Consider the following 13,990-nt stretch of genomic DNA (forward strand, 5'->3'; position numbering starts at 1 on the left):
CCCCGTTTTATATGGAACTTCTAGCTGTTTGTATCTTTAGGAGATATACCGCCGCAGGTATCTGTCGAGAACGTAGTTCATGTAGGAGTGCCGGAAGGAGAAGGCGGCGAGCGGTTTTTCGTTTTTCATCACGTAGGTGGCCTCGCCCTCCTTTGAGATGATGTCGATGTTTTTAAAGGGAAAATCGGCACGCGTGACACAGCGGTAGTTTGAACGTTCCTCCGCGAGACGCTCGAGGGCTCTCGTATGTTCGACGAATTCTTCTTGTGTGTAGAAGAGTCCCGTGCGTTCCACAAGCCACGGCGTGCAAAGCGGCACGCGGCCTTCTTTGATCTCTTCCAACGTATATTCTGGATATATCTCGGTGACGCCTACCTCGGAGAGCGAGCTTAGAAAAGCCCTTCTTCTGGCGTGGTAGTATTCCATCATTTCTTCTCGTTTGCCTTCATTCATAGTCCTTGTGAATATCCGCTTCGCCAGGTGCTCGGGCATTGACTCCAGCGACAGCCGGTGCATGAGTTTGATGATGTCTCCGCCGCCCGCCGCTCGGTTGTTTTCGATGTCGTGGTGGAGTTGCGCGACATCCTCTATGCCGTATGTCTTCACAAGCGGCTTTGCATAGACGAGAAAATTGTCGAACTGTTTCTTGATGAAGGCTGCTTTATCCGGACTATTTGAGAAAAAGGCCGTCACCTCGGACTCCATGCCTTTGAAGCAGGAAAAGCGCATCGAACAAAGGCCCTCCGCCACGCCGGCGTATTCACTGATTACCGGCCTGCTGGGGATCGTAAGGTAGTAGGGTTCCACCTGTCCGGAGGTATAGAGCGGTATCCATGACTCTGCGGCGCGGAACATTTCTTCCGCGTCCAAGTTGAGATCGTGGATTATCCTTATTCTGTGCCCGCCAGAAAGCATTACCTGCATAAGCGCCGTCCAGCCGTCGCGGAAAAGCGGCGCGCGCGCGAACCAACTGAAGTCGGAGGCACATATATTGATGTTCACCGGTTCTTTGCTTGCGAGGATAGTCTTCGTGAATTTCAGAAAGGCCTCGTAGACGCCGTCGAAGCCGTGTGCTATCTCCTCCATGTACTGCACGCTCGCCGTCTTTTCCGCTCCTACATGGCGCGTGGCTTTTGGCGCTTCCGCCGAATCTATTCCCTCCAGCAGGATGTTAGTCCGCGCGGCGTCTCTGGTCTCGCGAAACCACTCAAAGAGCTTCGCCGTCATGTACTCGTCGTTTCCGGCCTCTTCCGTGGATACGCGGATCTCTGCGGAAAGTTCCTTGGGAATGCCCTGCGAGCGGCAGAGGAAGGCAAAATAACGGCAAAGTTCACGCAGGATCGGATCTTCCAGCCCGATGCAGCGGCTGCCGCTGCGATAGCGCGATATTGAGGAGCTGTCTACATTAACGTAGCGTGCGAGCGCGGCGTTCGTGGTATTAAAACTATCCATGAGGAGACAGAGCCGCTGCGCCGTTCCGACGCGCTGCTTTTTATTTGCACTGCGCACAGAGGGACGGGGCTCCTTACGCTTTATCTCTATGAGCTCCGAGTCGTCGGCGTTGAGCCAGCGAGCAATGGCGTCATACAGCACTTCGTCCTTGTCGGCTCCGGCCACTTTTCGGAGTTCGTGGGTTGTCTTGTCGCAATCGGCCAGTTTTGCCGCGCCCGCCGCGATTTGAGCCACCGCCGTGCCGTGCCGCGCCGGTTTATGCCGCGCCCCCAGATAGCGGCTGATAGATGAAGGGTCAAGCTCAGAGCCGCGCGCGAGCTCTGCGCTTGTAGCGCCCAGGATCTCTTTGACCAAGAAAAGTTTTTCATGAAAGCGCATGCTCATCCTCCTTTAAGTGAGACTATTATCCGGCCCCTTTGGTGGTTTTACAATATAAATTGTCGAAGCGGCAAAAATTGGCACTGGCAATTTTAAGCATCCCGGCAATCGTTGGCGGCTATGGCGGCAGAGGTTGAGCTGTCGTCGCAGGCGGCGAAAAACCGGCGCGGAATGCCGTTAAGAGAAGACAAGACAACATACGGCGGCTTGTGCCGCGTCATCTTGCGCAGCCGCGCTTATTTTTTCTTATTATTAGACCGGTCCCACATATAGGCCACAACTCCGCCCCCTATTCCGCAGACCAGCCAGCCGATCACGCGTGCCGTGCCTGTGAGGTCCAGTATGTCCATAAACAGAATGACCGCTATCGCAAGCCCCAGCCCGCCGAACTTCTTGATGTCCATTTAATGATGTTCCTTTCAGTTGTTGCGTTTTTATCGCGTCCGCCATAGCAAACGGCCTGCGTTTACTCAAAAGTCCCCTTAACTGCGACCTCTCCATTATCCATCATCACGCGGCCTCTGGCGAATACATATTTCAGCTCCAGGTTTTTGTCCAAGAGCAGGAGGTCTGCGTCGAACGCCTCTTTTACGCGGCCCTTGCGGGGGAGCCTGTGATGCTCCGCGGTGGTTGTGGAAATGACGCGCAGGGCCTCTTCCATTGAGATGTTTTCTTGCAGCACGCAGTCGCGGAAGGCTTCGATGTTCGAGGCGACTCGTCCTATCGTCAAGCCTTTGTAGCTGCCGTCTTCATCAAATAGCGGCATAGAGCCCTGTCCGTCGGAGGAGAAGGATATGCGCGACGCGGGTACGCCGTCTTGCAGCATTATTTTGAGCGCCCTGGAGCAGGGCACTTCGCCTTCGGCTATGAACTGGGGCGTGGTGCTTGTGGTGAAGTCGACGTAACCGCCCATTTTTCCGTAACGGCGCGCCTCTTCAAAGAGCTCGGGATTTCTGTTCATGTGGGTGGGGACGAACTGCGATATGGGTATTTCCGTCTCCGCCGCGCGAAATAGGTATCCAATGCCGTCTTTGCCGTCGCCGAGATGTACGTTGACCTGCCCGCCGATTCCCGCAAACATTCCTCCGACGCGCGCTGCGGCCGCCACCTGTATAAATTCTTCAAAGGTCGGCTGTGAGGAGCGGTGGTCGGAGATAGCAACCTCGCCTACGCCGATCACTCTGTCGATGAGCGTTATGTCGTCGCGGATGCCGGAGCAGACTGTCTTTATTGGAAGCTGGTATGAACCGGTCATCACCCACGCGCTCACGCCCTCGGCAATGAGGCCGTTTGCCTTTGCTATCAGCGCGCCCATGCTTCGCGTGACGTCGTCCGTCCCCCGGAGGCCGATCACGGTGGTGACGCCGCCGCGTATCATCTCTGAGAGCGCAAGCTCCGGCGTGCGCGTAGCCGGGCCGCCCTCGCCGCCGCCGCCGGTTATGTGGACATGTCCGTCGACAATGCCTGGCGTCAGGTACATGCCTTCGGCGTCGATGATTTTTAAATCAGGCATCGTATTTTCCGCGGGGAAATCATTTCCTATCCAGGCTACGATTTCGCCGCAGATGAGAAGATCTTTTTTCCCCAGCGCCTCGGGCGCGTATATTTCGGCGTTTTTGATCAGTGTGAACATTATGTATCGTCAGTTCCTTTCAATTCAATTTAAGTAGCTTGCAAAACATGTCAGAGGGGCAGCTAAACTGCTTTGAGAGCCTGTGCGTGAAGGTAGCGCGGATGTGCTCCAGGCATCTTTCCGCGGCGGCTGCCGGGTCCCTGTTTGCCACGGCCTCTATGATATGGGCGTGTTCGTGCGGTGTGTCGCTGTTATAGTCTTTCATGTCAAATAGGACCTTCTCTTCTTTGCTGAAAGGGCCAAGGTAGTAGACGTAGAGCTGTGTGCGCCAATAGACCGGGCTGTAGCTGCGTTCGATATAGCGGTTTTTCGCTATCCGAGAGAGGCTGAGATGGAAGAGGTCGTTTGCCTTTATATATTCTATCTTTTTGCCCTCGTCATAAAATTTTATCTCCTGTTCGTTGTAGAAGCGTAGTATTTCTATGTCGGATTTCTGCGCCTTTTCCGCAGCGAGCCAGCCTATTTTTTCCTCCAGACTCTCGCGTGCTTCAAAGGCCTCGCGCATGTCGTCAAACTCAAGCGCGGGTACGCGGCAGCCTCTCTTGCCGGGAGACTGCTCAAGGAAGCCGTTGGCGACAAGACGCCCCAACGCGTCGCGGACGGGCGTTCTGCTCAGCCCCAGCTCTTCTGCGAGAGAGGTCTCGTAAATGCAGTCCCCGGGCCGTACTTTGTGGTTTGCGTACATCTCTGTCACGTAGCTCTGTACAGTTTCAAACGCCTTACTGTCGTTCTGGCCCGCCATCGGTGATACCTCCACGAAAATTTTGGGTTGACTATTGCGTACCCGTATTGTATTAATGGGTACGTTATGATATTATGCGCTTATATCATAAATTATCTTTATTAGAGAGTCAAGCTGTAATACAACTTTCGAAAAATGGAGGAGTGTAAGATGTCACAACAGCAAAACAAAGCGCGGTGGGTGCCGGATACGTACATCATTATCTTTTTCGTTGTTCTTTTTGCGGCGCTTCTCACGTGGACCGTTCCTGTGGGGCAGTTTGAAACAAAGGAAATCAAATATACGATCGGCGCGTCAGAGAAGACGCGCAACGTTCTCGTCCCTGAATCTTTCAAGTATAAACTTGACGATAACGGACAGCCGGTCAAGCAGGGCATCAAAATTTTTGAACCTTACGGAGAGACTGGAGTTCTCAACTATACTTTTGAGGGTTTTTGCTCCGGAGATAAATGGGGTTCCGCCGTCGGCGTAATGGCCTTTATCCTCATAGTAGGAGGCGCCTTCGGGATAATCCTTCGCACTAAGGCCGTTGAAACAGGCATCAAGAAGATGATCTCGAAGTCAAAGGGCATGGATAAACTTATAATCCCTATTCTCTTCGTGCTCTTTTCGCTTGGCGGCGCGGTCTTTGGTATGGGCGAAGAGGCTATACCATTTGTCTTTATTGTTGTGCCGGTAGTCATTTCACTTGGTTACGACTCTATTGTCGCGGTGATGATAACCTATGTGGCGACGCAGATAGGCTTTGCCACCTCCTGGATGAACCCTTTCAGCGTGGCTATTGCGCAGGGCATTTCGCAGATACCGGTCATGTCGGCGGCGGGTTTTCGTATGTTTATGTGGGTCTTCTTCACGCTTTTAGGCACAGCCTACACATGGCGCTACGCAATGAAGATCCGCAAAGATCCAAAGCTTTCGCCCGTATACGAAGCAGATGCCTTCTTCCGTACCGATATAAAAGAAACCGAGCTTTCGGACGAAACATTTTCGACAGGCGACATGCTTGTCATTCTTACTATAGTGGCGGGCATGGTGTGGATAATATGGGGCGTCGTTGAAAAGGGGTATTACATTCCAGAGATAGCGACGCAGTTTTTCATCATGGGGCTTGTCGCGGGATTCATCGGCGTAATATTCAAGCTTGACGGGATGAAGGTAAACGACATCGCCTCCTCGTTCCGCAGCGGTGCGGCGGATCTTCTTGGCGCTGCGATGGTTGTTGGTATGGCGAAGGGCATCATACTCGTACTCGGCGGAGATTCGCCGACTGAGCTTACGGTGCTAAATACGATACTGCACAATGTCGGGAACGCAATCGCCGGCGTCTCTCCTGTCGTCACGGCGTGGGTAATGTACGTATTCCAGTCTGTATTTAACTTCTTTGTAGTCTCTGGCTCTGGACAGGCGGCGCTTACAATGCCTCTTATGGCTCCGCTTGCGGACATTGCCGGAGTCTCGCGCCAGGTGGCGGTAGTCGCCTTCCAGCTTGGTGATGGATTTACGAACCTAATCGTTCCCACTTCCGCATGCCTCATGGCCTGCATAGGCGCCGCGCGCATCGACTGGGCAACCTGGGCCAAATGGCAGATAAAATTTCAGGGCGTCCTCTTTCTTTTCGGCTCGTTATTTGTAATGGGCGGCGTGCTGATCGGGCTGAAGTAAAAATATCCAGCTCTCAGCTCGTAAAAGTGTAGCTAAAAAGAGGCCTCGGCGTTTGTCGAGGCCTCTTTTGAAACATATCTCAAGATCAACAATAGCCGCCTTCTCCTGCAAAAGGGAGAAGGCGGCTATTGTTTTTAGGTTTTTTTGTGATGATATTAAACGACGTTTGGCTCTATTATCTTTTCGCCGCGCTCAAACCTTCTGTAGTCCATGATCGTTGGATCGATGGGCGGTGTGTCTCCGTTGAGCAGAGCGGTCATTATCTGACCGGCCACAGGGCCAAGCATGAAGCCGTGGCCTGAGAAGCCCGTGGCGTGCCAGAAGCCCTTGACGTCTGTTTCGCCGAGTATCGGCGCGGCGTCCGGGGTCATGTCGTAATGTCCGGCCCACTGGCGCACTACGCGGATGTTCTTCGCGCGCGGCAGGAGCTTGAGGATGGTCTTCGCAATGCTTGCCACGGAATGGACCGTCGAGGTGTAGCCGAGGAGCGGTTCATGCGAGGGGCTTTCGCCGGCGATGATGGAGCCGTGCGGACGCTGCTGGATGTAGTAGTTGCCGGAGAAGCTCATGAGCATCGGAGGGCAGACGCCCGGATCGACAGGCTCTGTGATGAGGATCTCGTGACGTTCGGCCCAGTTCGGCAGTTTGATGCCGGCCATGGCCGCGATGTCCTGCGCCCATGAACCCGCGCAGTTGATGACGTTGTCGCATTCGATGACGCCGCGGTTGGTCTCTACGCCCTTTATTTTGCCGCCCTCTGTTTTGAGGCCGGTCACTTCGGTGAATTTATAGAATTTTGCGCCGTAGCGTTTTGCCGCTTCCTGGAATGCGAAGGTGGTGAGGAACGGGTCCGCGTGTCCGTCGCGCTGGTAGAAGGTGAATCCGAGTGCGTCGTCAACGGCTACTCCGGGGCATATCTCCTGCGCTCTTGCCTTGTCGGTGAACGCTTCCGTGTTGATGCCGAGCTTGTGCTGGAGCACTACGTTTTTCTGGAACTGGTCCCATTCTTTTTCTTTGTAGGCGACGAGAAGGTATCCGCCCTGATTGAGGCCTGTGGGGAGGCCGAGTTCTTCGTCGAGCTGCTCAAAGGTGTCAAGGCAGGAGAGCGCCATGCGGCAGTTGAGCTCAAGGCCCCACTGCGCGCGGATGCCGGCTCCGCAGCGGCCCGTCGAACCGGAGCATACTGTGTTTTTTTCAAGAAGGACGACGTTCTTTCTGCCTGACTTTGCAAGATAGTATGCTGTTGCAACGCCGACTACGCCGCCTCCGATGATGACTACGTCTGCTGTTTTTGGGAAATCCATTACCTGCACCTCCTAATCGCAGTCCTCAGCAAGGAGGCTGAGTTTTATCGGTTTAACCGGGGGTCTCATGGTTCCCGGGGTGAGCTCGGAGACCTGTTTGCCCGTCGCCTTCGCGATCTCGCGGAGGATTATGTCGCGGCAGCCGCGGCCCTGGCAGGGGCCCATTCCTATGCGGAGTTCGCGCTTCAGTTCGTCGAAGGTGTCGTATCCGCGCGCTATCCATTCGCGGATCTCGTCCATTTCGATTTCTTCGCAGCGGCAGACGATGTTTGCGGTCTTGCGTTCAGGAACGCTGATCGCGCGGACTTCGTCTGCGAGCTCTTTGGGGATGACTACGCTTACGACGTATGTCCTGTCTTTCGACGGCTCTGTGACGGAGACGACTTCGCCCTCGGCGACCGGCTGGCCCATTCTGTTGAGGCAGACGACGGTCTGTCCCTTTTCGGGAACGGGGATGAGTTCGTAGGGGAGTTTTATTACGGCCTTATCGGGCGCGTAGGTCATGTCGATTACGAAGCAGGCAAGTCCGGGGCAGCGCGAGACGCAGATGCCGCAGCCTGTGCACTTGTCGTAGTTTATCTTCGGGGTGTCGTTGATATCCTCAAAGGGCAGCACTGCGCCTGTCGGGCAGCTTGTGAAGCACGGGTTGCAGGGGATGCGTTTGGGGCATTCTATTACGACGTAGCCGCCCTTTTTCTGCTCCCATTTTTCCTGTGGCGGGAGCACGGCGCCTTCGACGTGATCGGTCAGTATTCCGCTGTTGAAGAGTTTTTCTTTTGTTTCTTTATCGCAGCCGCAGGTCATTGTTTACGCCTCCCATTCCGGTACGAGTACCTGGCCTATGCCGGCCAGTATCTTTTCTCCGACTTCGCCGGCGCGGAGATGGTCGAGCCGTGTCCAGTATTCGTCGAATTTTTTATCGTCTACGGGAAGTCCGAGCGCTTTGGCCGCGGAGTGTCCCGCTACTCTGCCTTCTACCATTGCGGCGGAGGCTTCTTCTATTCCGGAAGCGTCTCCCGCTACCCACATGTCGGGGTTGCTGGTGCGCATCGTCTTGTCACGGAAGGGAACGTGTCCGCAGAGCTGGGGCACGAACTGCATTTTGCATCCGGCCTGCCAGAAGAGCTCTGTCGTCGGCGTGAGGCCGACGGCCATGCAGATGATGTCGCAGTCAACTTTGACGGGTTCGCCCTTGGGCTGGAATTTTTCGTCAAGCTCCTGGATCATCGCGCCTTCAAGCACTTTGTCGCCGAGCGCTTCGGAGACTGTGTGGCGAAGCAGTATCGGGATGCCGAGGCGGCGTATCTTCGCCGCGTGCACCCAGTAGCCGCCGATCTTGGGCATCGCTTCAACTACCGCTACGATGTCAACGCCGGCCTGTTTCAGCTGGTAGCTGACGATGAGGCCGATGTTGCCTGCGCCTACCATAACTACTTTTTTGCCTGGGACTACGCCGTAGACGTTCATAAGCGTCTGCACTGCGCCCGCTCCGTATACGCCGGGGAGGTCGTTGTTCGGGAAGGGGATCATGCGTTCCTGAGCGCCGGTCGCCACTACGGTTTTCTTTGCTTTGAGTCTGTAGTATTCGTCTTCGCCGCGCATTACGGTGAAGAGGCCGTCTTCGGGATAATAGCCTGTTACTGTGGAGTTGAGGCGGATGTCGACTTTGTCGCCGAGCGCTTTTATTTCGTCAAGAAGGATGTCGGCAATTTTGAAGCCGCGAGTTCCCGCGTATTCGTCGCGTGAACCGAAGAACTTATGCGTCTGTTTTACGAGCTGGCCGCCGGGATGGAGGTCGCTTTCAATGATTGTAACTTTGGCTCCCGCCGCCGCCGCTTCCGCTGCGGCGCACAGCCCCGCCGCTCCGCCGCCGATAACGAGGAGGTCAGTTTCCTGTACGTTTTTCATCATTCATTCCTCCTTAGCAGACTTCCATGGGGACGCGGCCCTTGTCAAGCTGGGTCTCCACCTTCATGCCGGCCATAAGCGGCGTAACGCAGGTGCGTACATTCGGCACGCCGTCTACCACCATGAAGCATGAGCTGCATTTTCCGATGGCGCAGAAGAAACCGCGGGTGCGCTTCATCTCGGGCGTCACCCTGTAGATGTGGACGCCGTTTGCGTGCAGCGCCATTGCGATGGGCTCGCCCTCAAAGCCTTTGAGCTCTTTCCCGTCGAAGGTGAACGTTACCTCCCGACCGTGCGCGTAATCGAGTATCGGGTGTTTCTGAATAAGTTCCATGCCCTCTCTCCCTCCTTGGTCTTGTGCCGAAGATGCCTCCGGCAAACCAGATGCAGATAAAATAGGTGCTGATCAGATAAGTAGATTATACAGCTAAAACTTGTCTTTGTATCAAAATTTTGATGTTCCCACAGATTATTTTGCACTGATATTAAAATTTTGTCAAGAAAAAATGAAAATCGTGACCAATTAAAACAATATTTCACAAACCTCTATTTTTGGATGTCGCGTATATAGGAATAGATGGTGAATTTCGTGTTGTCCATCTCCGCGGCAAGACGCTCGACGGAGCCTTTCAAAAGGAAAAAGCCCTTGTCGTAAAGCTCGCGTATGACCTGCTGCTTCTCGGGCTTCGTCAGATATTTGAAGGGTTTGTCTATGCGGCGTTTTACCTGCTCGAGCGAGTCGTTGACCACCTCTTCAAGGTCCTGCGCGAAAGATTCTCGCACCGGCTCGGGGAACTTTTCGGGCAGCGGGGCGCTGTCGTCGGCTGTGTACGGGTACTGGTCTATCTTGCCCGTGTCCACCGCGACGAGGCTTTCTATCAGGTCGCGCGCGGCTATTGCTTTTTTCAGGTCGTAGTTGATGCAGAGAAAGGCGATTATTTTTCCGTTATCGTCGCGGATGAAGATACAGCTGCATTTTATCAGCTCGCCGCGGTTGTTCTTCGCAAGGTAGTTGTAGATGCCGTCTTTCGTGCGGTATTCTTCGGACTGGAGCATGAAAAGACCGAAGTCCGTCATCGGGCCGCCCTCTCTTCGCCCTGTGACATAACCGTTTTCGCAGAGCACTAAAGAATGTTCCGGCATAGAGACGTCGTGCAGGTTCACCTCGTAGTCGCGCCCAAGGATTTTCGCCAGCCCGCGCACAACGGGAATCAAAATATTTAACCTCGGGTTCATTTTTATCTCAGCCGCCATACGGTCCACCTCATTTCGCCCTCTATTCTACACTAAATATTTTAACAATGTAACAATAAATTGATATTAGATGCGAAAAATAGGCAGGTATTTTTACTGACAGCACAGGGTCGAAAAATTTGCGTAGTTTTCAGCTGATAAAAGTTGAGATTAACGGCTTTTCTGGTTATACTATATCAGCTTGATAAAGTGATATATGGAGAATATGACAAAGGAAGTGTGCTCATGAAAATCATAAAAGAGGCGAGGCCGCGCAGCGGCCGAGATTCGCTAAAGCTGCGGGAGACGGTCGCCGCGATGATAGAAAAGGTACGTGAGGAGGGGGACGCCGCGCTGTGTGGGTTCAACCACCGTTTTGACGGAAACGACCGGCAGAATTTCCGTCTCACGGCCGAAGAGATAAAGGCCGCCTACGCGCAGGTATCTTTGCATGAGATAAAGAATATGAAGAGGGCGGCCGCAAATATAAAAAACTTCGCCGAGGCGCAGAAAAAGACGATGGGCGAGCTGCGCGGCTTTGAGACGCAGCCGGGCGTGACGCTTGGGCACAGCGTCATTCCGGTCTCATCGTGCTGCTGCTATGTGCCTGGCGGCGGCTACCCGCTTTATTCCACGGCGCTCATGCTCATCATCCCGGCAAAGGCTGCGGGCGTGGGGCGTGTCGCTGCGTGCAGTCCGTCGATGAAGGGAAGCCATGCCGTGCATCCGAAGACGGTCGTCGCGATGGATATAGCGGGAGCGGACGAGATCTATTCCGTGGGCGGCGCGCAGGCTGTCGCGGCCTTTGCCTACGGCACCCGCCAAATAGAGCCTGTCGATCTCATCGTAGGCCCCGGCAATCAGTATGTGGCGGAGGCGAAGCGCCAGTGCTACGGCCAAATCGGCATAGATTTTGTGGCTGGCCCAAGCGAAGTGCTGATAATAGCCGACGGCTCAGCGAACGCCGAGATAATGGCGGCCGATATTTTGGCGCAGAGCGAGCACGACAACATTGCGAAAGGAATATTGGTGACGACCTCCGAAGAACTTGCGAAAGAGACGATAGCCGCCGTAGAAAGACAGCTTGCAGCACTGCCGACGGCGGATATAGCCGCGCGCTCATGGGCCGACTACGGAGAGGTCATCATAGCCGAAACGCTGGACGAGGCGGCCTCTATTGCAAACAGCAGGGCGCCGGAGCATCTTGAGATAATAGTAGAAGACACGGCGGCTTTGTCTAAGAAACTGACAAATTACGGCTCGCTCTTCATCGGCCAGTCGTCGGCGGAGGTCTTTGGAGATTATGTGTCGGGCACCAATCACACGCTGCCGACGTCGAGGGCCGCGCGCTACACTGGCGGCGTTTGGGTGGGGACCTTCCTGAAAGTCTGCACCTATCAGAGCTTGACGGAGGAGGCGATGCGTTCGCTTGCGCCGCTTACCTCGGAGATGGCGCGCGGCGAGGGCCTCATAGCGCACGCAAGGGCCGCGGAGATTCGCGCAGAGCTGCTGAAATAAAAGATAAACAAAAAAGGCCCCCGGAGGTTTTCGGGGGCCTTTTGCGTCTGGTTTTTACGCCTCGGAGCATATTCCAAAGACATCCGTCTCGTCCTGTGACATTTCATTCGGCGCGCTTTTTTCGCGCATGGGCAGGCCGCGTTCTTTTAGATATTTTTTCAGCTTTTGGATGGGGATCTCGCTGAAGTGAAAGAGCGACGCCGCAAGCGCTGCGTCCGCTTTGCCCGTCGTCAGCGCGTCATAAAAGTCGCAGCAGGAGCCCGCGCCCCCGGAAGCTATGACGGGGATGCCGACGGCTTCGCTTATCATACGAGTCAGTTCAAGGTCGTAGCCTTTTTTCGTGCCGTCCCTGTCCATGCTTGTCAGCAGAAGTTCACCCGCGCCCAACTGCTGCGCCTTCACGGCCCAGCCGAAGGCCTCCATGTGTTCTGGGCTGCGTCCGCCCGCGCTGTAGACCTCCCAATAGCCGTCGCCCTTGCGTTTTGCGTCTATTGCGACGACGACGCACTGGCTGCCGAAGGCCTTCGCCGCGTCGCTTATAAGCCTCGGGTTTTTTATGGCGGCCGTGTTCAGCGATACTTTGTCGGCGCCGGCGCGCAAGATCGCGCGGATGTCGTCGACGCTCCTGATGCCGCCGCCCACCGTTATCGGGATGAAGACCTCTGCGGCTACACGGCGCACAAGTTCCGTTACAGTCTCGCGCCCGTCGCTGGTCGCCGTGATGTCCAAAAATACTATCTCGTCCGCTCCGGCCCGCTGATAGGCCTTCGCGCATTCGACGGGGTCTCCCGCGTCGCGCAGGCCTTCGAAGTTCACTCCTTTGACGACGCGCCCGTCCTTTATATCTAGGCATGGTATGATTCGCTTTGCGTACATTTTTATCTTCCTCCGTTTACGATCTCTATGAAATTTTTTAGTATCAAAAGCCCCGCTTCGCCGCTTTTCTCAGGGTGGAACTGGCAGCCGAAGATGTTTTCGTCCTCCACCGCGGCGTCGAAGGTCGTCCCGTATTCCGCCGTTGCGCTCACCTGATGCCGTTTTGCCGCCACTACGTGATAGGAATGTACGAAGTACATGTATGGCTCAGATGGCAGCCCGGCAAGCAGGCGGCTCTTCTTTGCCGCGGTGATGGAATTCCAGCCCATGTGAGGTATCTTAAGTCCCATTTTATTTGAAAAGCGCGGGACGCTCCCCGGCAGCAGCCCCAGGCCGCGCGCTTCGGGGCTTTCGCCGCTTTCGTCAAATAGCAGCTGCATCCCAAGGCATATACCAAGAAACGGTCTGCCGCCACAAGCCGCGGCGACAAGAGCCTCTTTGAGGCCGCGACGTTCGATCTCAGCCATTGCCGCGCCGAACTCGCCTACACCGGGCAGTATGACGGCGTCCGCAAGAAATATCTCTTTTGCAGTGGCGGCGCGCATGTTTGCCGCGCCAAGATAATCCAGCGCATTTTTGACGCTTTTTAGATTGCCGGCGCCATAGTCTACGACCGCTATCATTATCTTTGCGCCCCCTTATGGCGCGACGCCAATTCGCGCAGCACCTCGGGCAGCGGCACGCCGGAGGCGATACAGGCGACGAGCAGGTGGTAGAGCAGGTCCGCCGCCTCGTAGCGGAAGCCGTCCCTGTCCTTCGTCGCGCAGGCAAGCGCCGCCTCGACGCCCTCTTCGCCGATCTTCTGCGCCACGCGCGAGAGGCCGGAGGCAAGCAGCCGCGCCGTGTAGCTCTCTTTTGGGTCGTCCTCTTTGCGCAGTTCTAAAAATTTCCAAAGCCGCCCCAAAAAGGTCGCCTCATCGGCGGACGCTCCCCATAGGTTTCTATAAAAACAGCTTCGTTCTCCGGTGTGGCAGGCGGGGCCAGCCGGCTCAACCTGCGCAAGCAGCGTGTCGCCGTCGCAGTCGGCGCGAAGCGCAAGCAGCTTCATCGTGTTGCCGCTAGTCTCTCCTTTGCGCCATAATGCGTTGCGTGACCGGCTCCAAAAGACCATTTCGCCGCGCGCCGCCGTCTCTTCGAGCGCCTCGCGGTTGGCCCAGGCCGTCATCAGCACCTCCGCCGTTACCGCGTCCTGGACGACGACAGGCACCAGCCCTTTGTCGTCAAATTTTATTAAAGAGAAATCGATTTTTTGCATGGCTTTTATTTACCTCTTTACCTTGCTGA

At 55.2% G+C, this 13,990-nt stretch carries 14 protein-coding genes; 2 read left to right on the top strand and 12 right to left on the bottom strand.

Going from position 1 to position 13,990, the window contains the following annotated elements:
• Positions 1-36: 36 nt before the first annotated feature.
• From RRY12_08785 to RRY12_08800, 4 genes are all read right to left on the bottom strand, one after another.
• A complete protein-coding gene (locus RRY12_08785) occupies positions 37-1,830 on the bottom strand; it encodes a hypothetical protein (protein ID MEG2184759.1) in 1,794 nt (597 codons plus the stop codon).
• Positions 1,831-2,066: 236 nt separating this feature from the next.
• On the bottom strand, positions 2,067-2,234 hold the full coding sequence (locus RRY12_08790) for a hypothetical protein (GenBank protein MEG2184760.1): 168 nt from the start codon (positions 2,232-2,234) through the stop codon (positions 2,067-2,069).
• A 62-nt stretch (positions 2,235-2,296) separates the two neighbouring features.
• Entirely contained in the window at positions 2,297-3,463 is a 1,167-nt protein-coding gene (gene iadA / locus RRY12_08795) for a beta-aspartyl-peptidase (GenBank protein ID MEG2184761.1), read from the bottom strand.
• A gap of 19 nt (positions 3,464-3,482) precedes the next feature.
• Complete coding sequence (locus RRY12_08800) at positions 3,483-4,205, bottom strand: GntR family transcriptional regulator (protein ID MEG2184762.1); 723 nt, start codon at positions 4,203-4,205, stop codon at positions 3,483-3,485.
• Between the two features lie 150 nt (positions 4,206-4,355).
• On the opposite strand from RRY12_08800, the gene yfcC reads away from it, so the two are divergent.
• A complete protein-coding gene (gene yfcC / locus RRY12_08805) occupies positions 4,356-5,867 on the top strand; it encodes a putative basic amino acid antiporter YfcC (GenBank protein MEG2184763.1) in 1,512 nt (503 codons plus the stop codon).
• 155 nt (positions 5,868-6,022) lie between these two features.
• Here yfcC and RRY12_08810 read toward each other — a convergent pair whose 3' ends face one another.
• The 5 genes from RRY12_08810 to RRY12_08830 all read right to left on the bottom strand — a co-directional run bounded on the left by RRY12_08810 (position 6,023) and on the right by RRY12_08830 (position 10,333).
• Positions 6,023-7,171, bottom strand: coding sequence for an FAD-binding oxidoreductase (locus RRY12_08810; GenBank protein MEG2184764.1), 1,149 nt, complete (start codon positions 7,169-7,171; stop codon positions 6,023-6,025).
• 12 nt (positions 7,172-7,183) lie between these two features.
• Positions 7,184-7,975 (bottom strand): (2Fe-2S)-binding protein, encoded by a 792-nt coding sequence (locus tag RRY12_08815; protein MEG2184765.1) that lies wholly within the window; start codon positions 7,973-7,975, stop codon positions 7,184-7,186.
• Positions 7,976-7,978: 3 nt separating this feature from the next.
• The gene (locus RRY12_08820; GenBank protein MEG2184766.1) at positions 7,979-9,079 is read right to left on the bottom strand and encodes an FAD-dependent oxidoreductase; all 1,101 of its coding nucleotides are present in this window, start codon (positions 9,077-9,079) and stop codon (positions 7,979-7,981) included.
• A 13-nt stretch (positions 9,080-9,092) separates the two neighbouring features.
• Positions 9,093-9,413 carry a (2Fe-2S)-binding protein gene (locus tag RRY12_08825; GenBank protein MEG2184767.1) on the bottom strand — a complete coding sequence of 107 codons (321 nt, stop codon included), beginning with the start codon at positions 9,411-9,413 and terminating at the stop codon, positions 9,093-9,095.
• Between the two features lie 212 nt (positions 9,414-9,625).
• Positions 9,626-10,333 (bottom strand): helix-turn-helix transcriptional regulator, encoded by a 708-nt coding sequence (locus tag RRY12_08830; GenBank protein MEG2184768.1) that lies wholly within the window; start codon positions 10,331-10,333, stop codon positions 9,626-9,628.
• 225 nt (positions 10,334-10,558) lie between these two features.
• Here RRY12_08830 and hisD point away from each other — a divergent pair, with 225 nt between their 5' ends.
• Positions 10,559-11,830: a histidinol dehydrogenase gene (hisD, locus tag RRY12_08835; protein MEG2184769.1), complete on the top strand. Its 1,272-nt coding sequence runs from the start codon at positions 10,559-10,561 to the stop codon at positions 11,828-11,830.
• Positions 11,831-11,884: 54 nt separating this feature from the next.
• On the opposite strand, the gene hisF is transcribed toward hisD, so the two are convergent.
• The 3 genes from hisF to hisIE are packed head-to-tail and all read right to left on the bottom strand — an operon-like array spanning position 11,885 to position 13,961.
• Positions 11,885-12,706: an imidazole glycerol phosphate synthase subunit HisF gene (gene hisF / locus RRY12_08840; protein MEG2184770.1), complete on the bottom strand. Its 822-nt coding sequence runs from the start codon at positions 12,704-12,706 to the stop codon at positions 11,885-11,887.
• A 2-nt stretch (positions 12,707-12,708) separates the two neighbouring features.
• On the bottom strand, positions 12,709-13,329 hold the full coding sequence (hisH, locus tag RRY12_08845; GenBank protein ID MEG2184771.1) for an imidazole glycerol phosphate synthase subunit HisH: 621 nt from the start codon (positions 13,327-13,329) through the stop codon (positions 12,709-12,711).
• Positions 13,329-13,961, bottom strand: coding sequence for a bifunctional phosphoribosyl-AMP cyclohydrolase/phosphoribosyl-ATP diphosphatase HisIE (hisIE, locus tag RRY12_08850; GenBank protein ID MEG2184772.1), 633 nt, complete (start codon positions 13,959-13,961; stop codon positions 13,329-13,331). Before hisIE ends, hisH begins: the two co-directional genes overlap by 1 nt.
• Positions 13,962-13,990: the final 29 nt, after the last annotated feature.

This window comes from Cloacibacillus sp., assembly GCA_036655895.1.
Lineage (GTDB): Bacteria > Synergistota > Synergistia > Synergistales > Synergistaceae > JAVVPF01.

Excerpts from the sequence above, each read along its gene's own strand:
- RRY12_08810 (MEG2184764.1), bottom strand. The coding sequence starts at position 7,171 with ATGGATTTCCCAAAAACAGCAGACGTAGTCATCATCGGAGGCGGCGTA.
- RRY12_08820 (MEG2184766.1), bottom strand. The coding sequence starts at position 9,079 with ATGAAAAACGTACAGGAAACTGACCTCCTCGTTATCGGCGGCGGAGCG.
- hisIE (MEG2184772.1), bottom strand. The coding sequence starts at position 13,961 with ATGCAAAAAATCGATTTCTCTTTAATAAAATTTGACGACAAAGGGCTG.
- iadA (MEG2184761.1), bottom strand. The coding sequence starts at position 3,463 with ATGTTCACACTGATCAAAAACGCCGAAATATACGCGCCCGAGGCGCTG.
- RRY12_08785 (MEG2184759.1), bottom strand. The coding sequence starts at position 1,830 with ATGCGCTTTCATGAAAAACTTTTCTTGGTCAAAGAGATCCTGGGCGCT.
- RRY12_08830 (MEG2184768.1), bottom strand. The coding sequence starts at position 10,333 with ATGGCGGCTGAGATAAAAATGAACCCGAGGTTAAATATTTTGATTCCC.
- RRY12_08800 (MEG2184762.1), bottom strand. The coding sequence starts at position 4,205 with ATGGCGGGCCAGAACGACAGTAAGGCGTTTGAAACTGTACAGAGCTAC.
- RRY12_08825 (MEG2184767.1), bottom strand. The coding sequence starts at position 9,413 with ATGGAACTTATTCAGAAACACCCGATACTCGATTACGCGCACGGTCGG.
- RRY12_08815 (MEG2184765.1), bottom strand. The coding sequence starts at position 7,975 with ATGACCTGCGGCTGCGATAAAGAAACAAAAGAAAAACTCTTCAACAGC.
- hisF (MEG2184770.1), bottom strand. The coding sequence starts at position 12,706 with ATGTACGCAAAGCGAATCATACCATGCCTAGATATAAAGGACGGGCGC.
- hisD (MEG2184769.1), top strand. The coding sequence starts at position 10,559 with ATGAAAATCATAAAAGAGGCGAGGCCGCGCAGCGGCCGAGATTCGCTA.
- hisH (MEG2184771.1), bottom strand. The coding sequence starts at position 13,329 with ATGATAGCGGTCGTAGACTATGGCGCCGGCAATCTAAAAAGCGTCAAA.
- RRY12_08790 (MEG2184760.1), bottom strand. The coding sequence starts at position 2,234 with ATGGACATCAAGAAGTTCGGCGGGCTGGGGCTTGCGATAGCGGTCATT.
- yfcC (MEG2184763.1), top strand. The coding sequence starts at position 4,356 with ATGTCACAACAGCAAAACAAAGCGCGGTGGGTGCCGGATACGTACATC.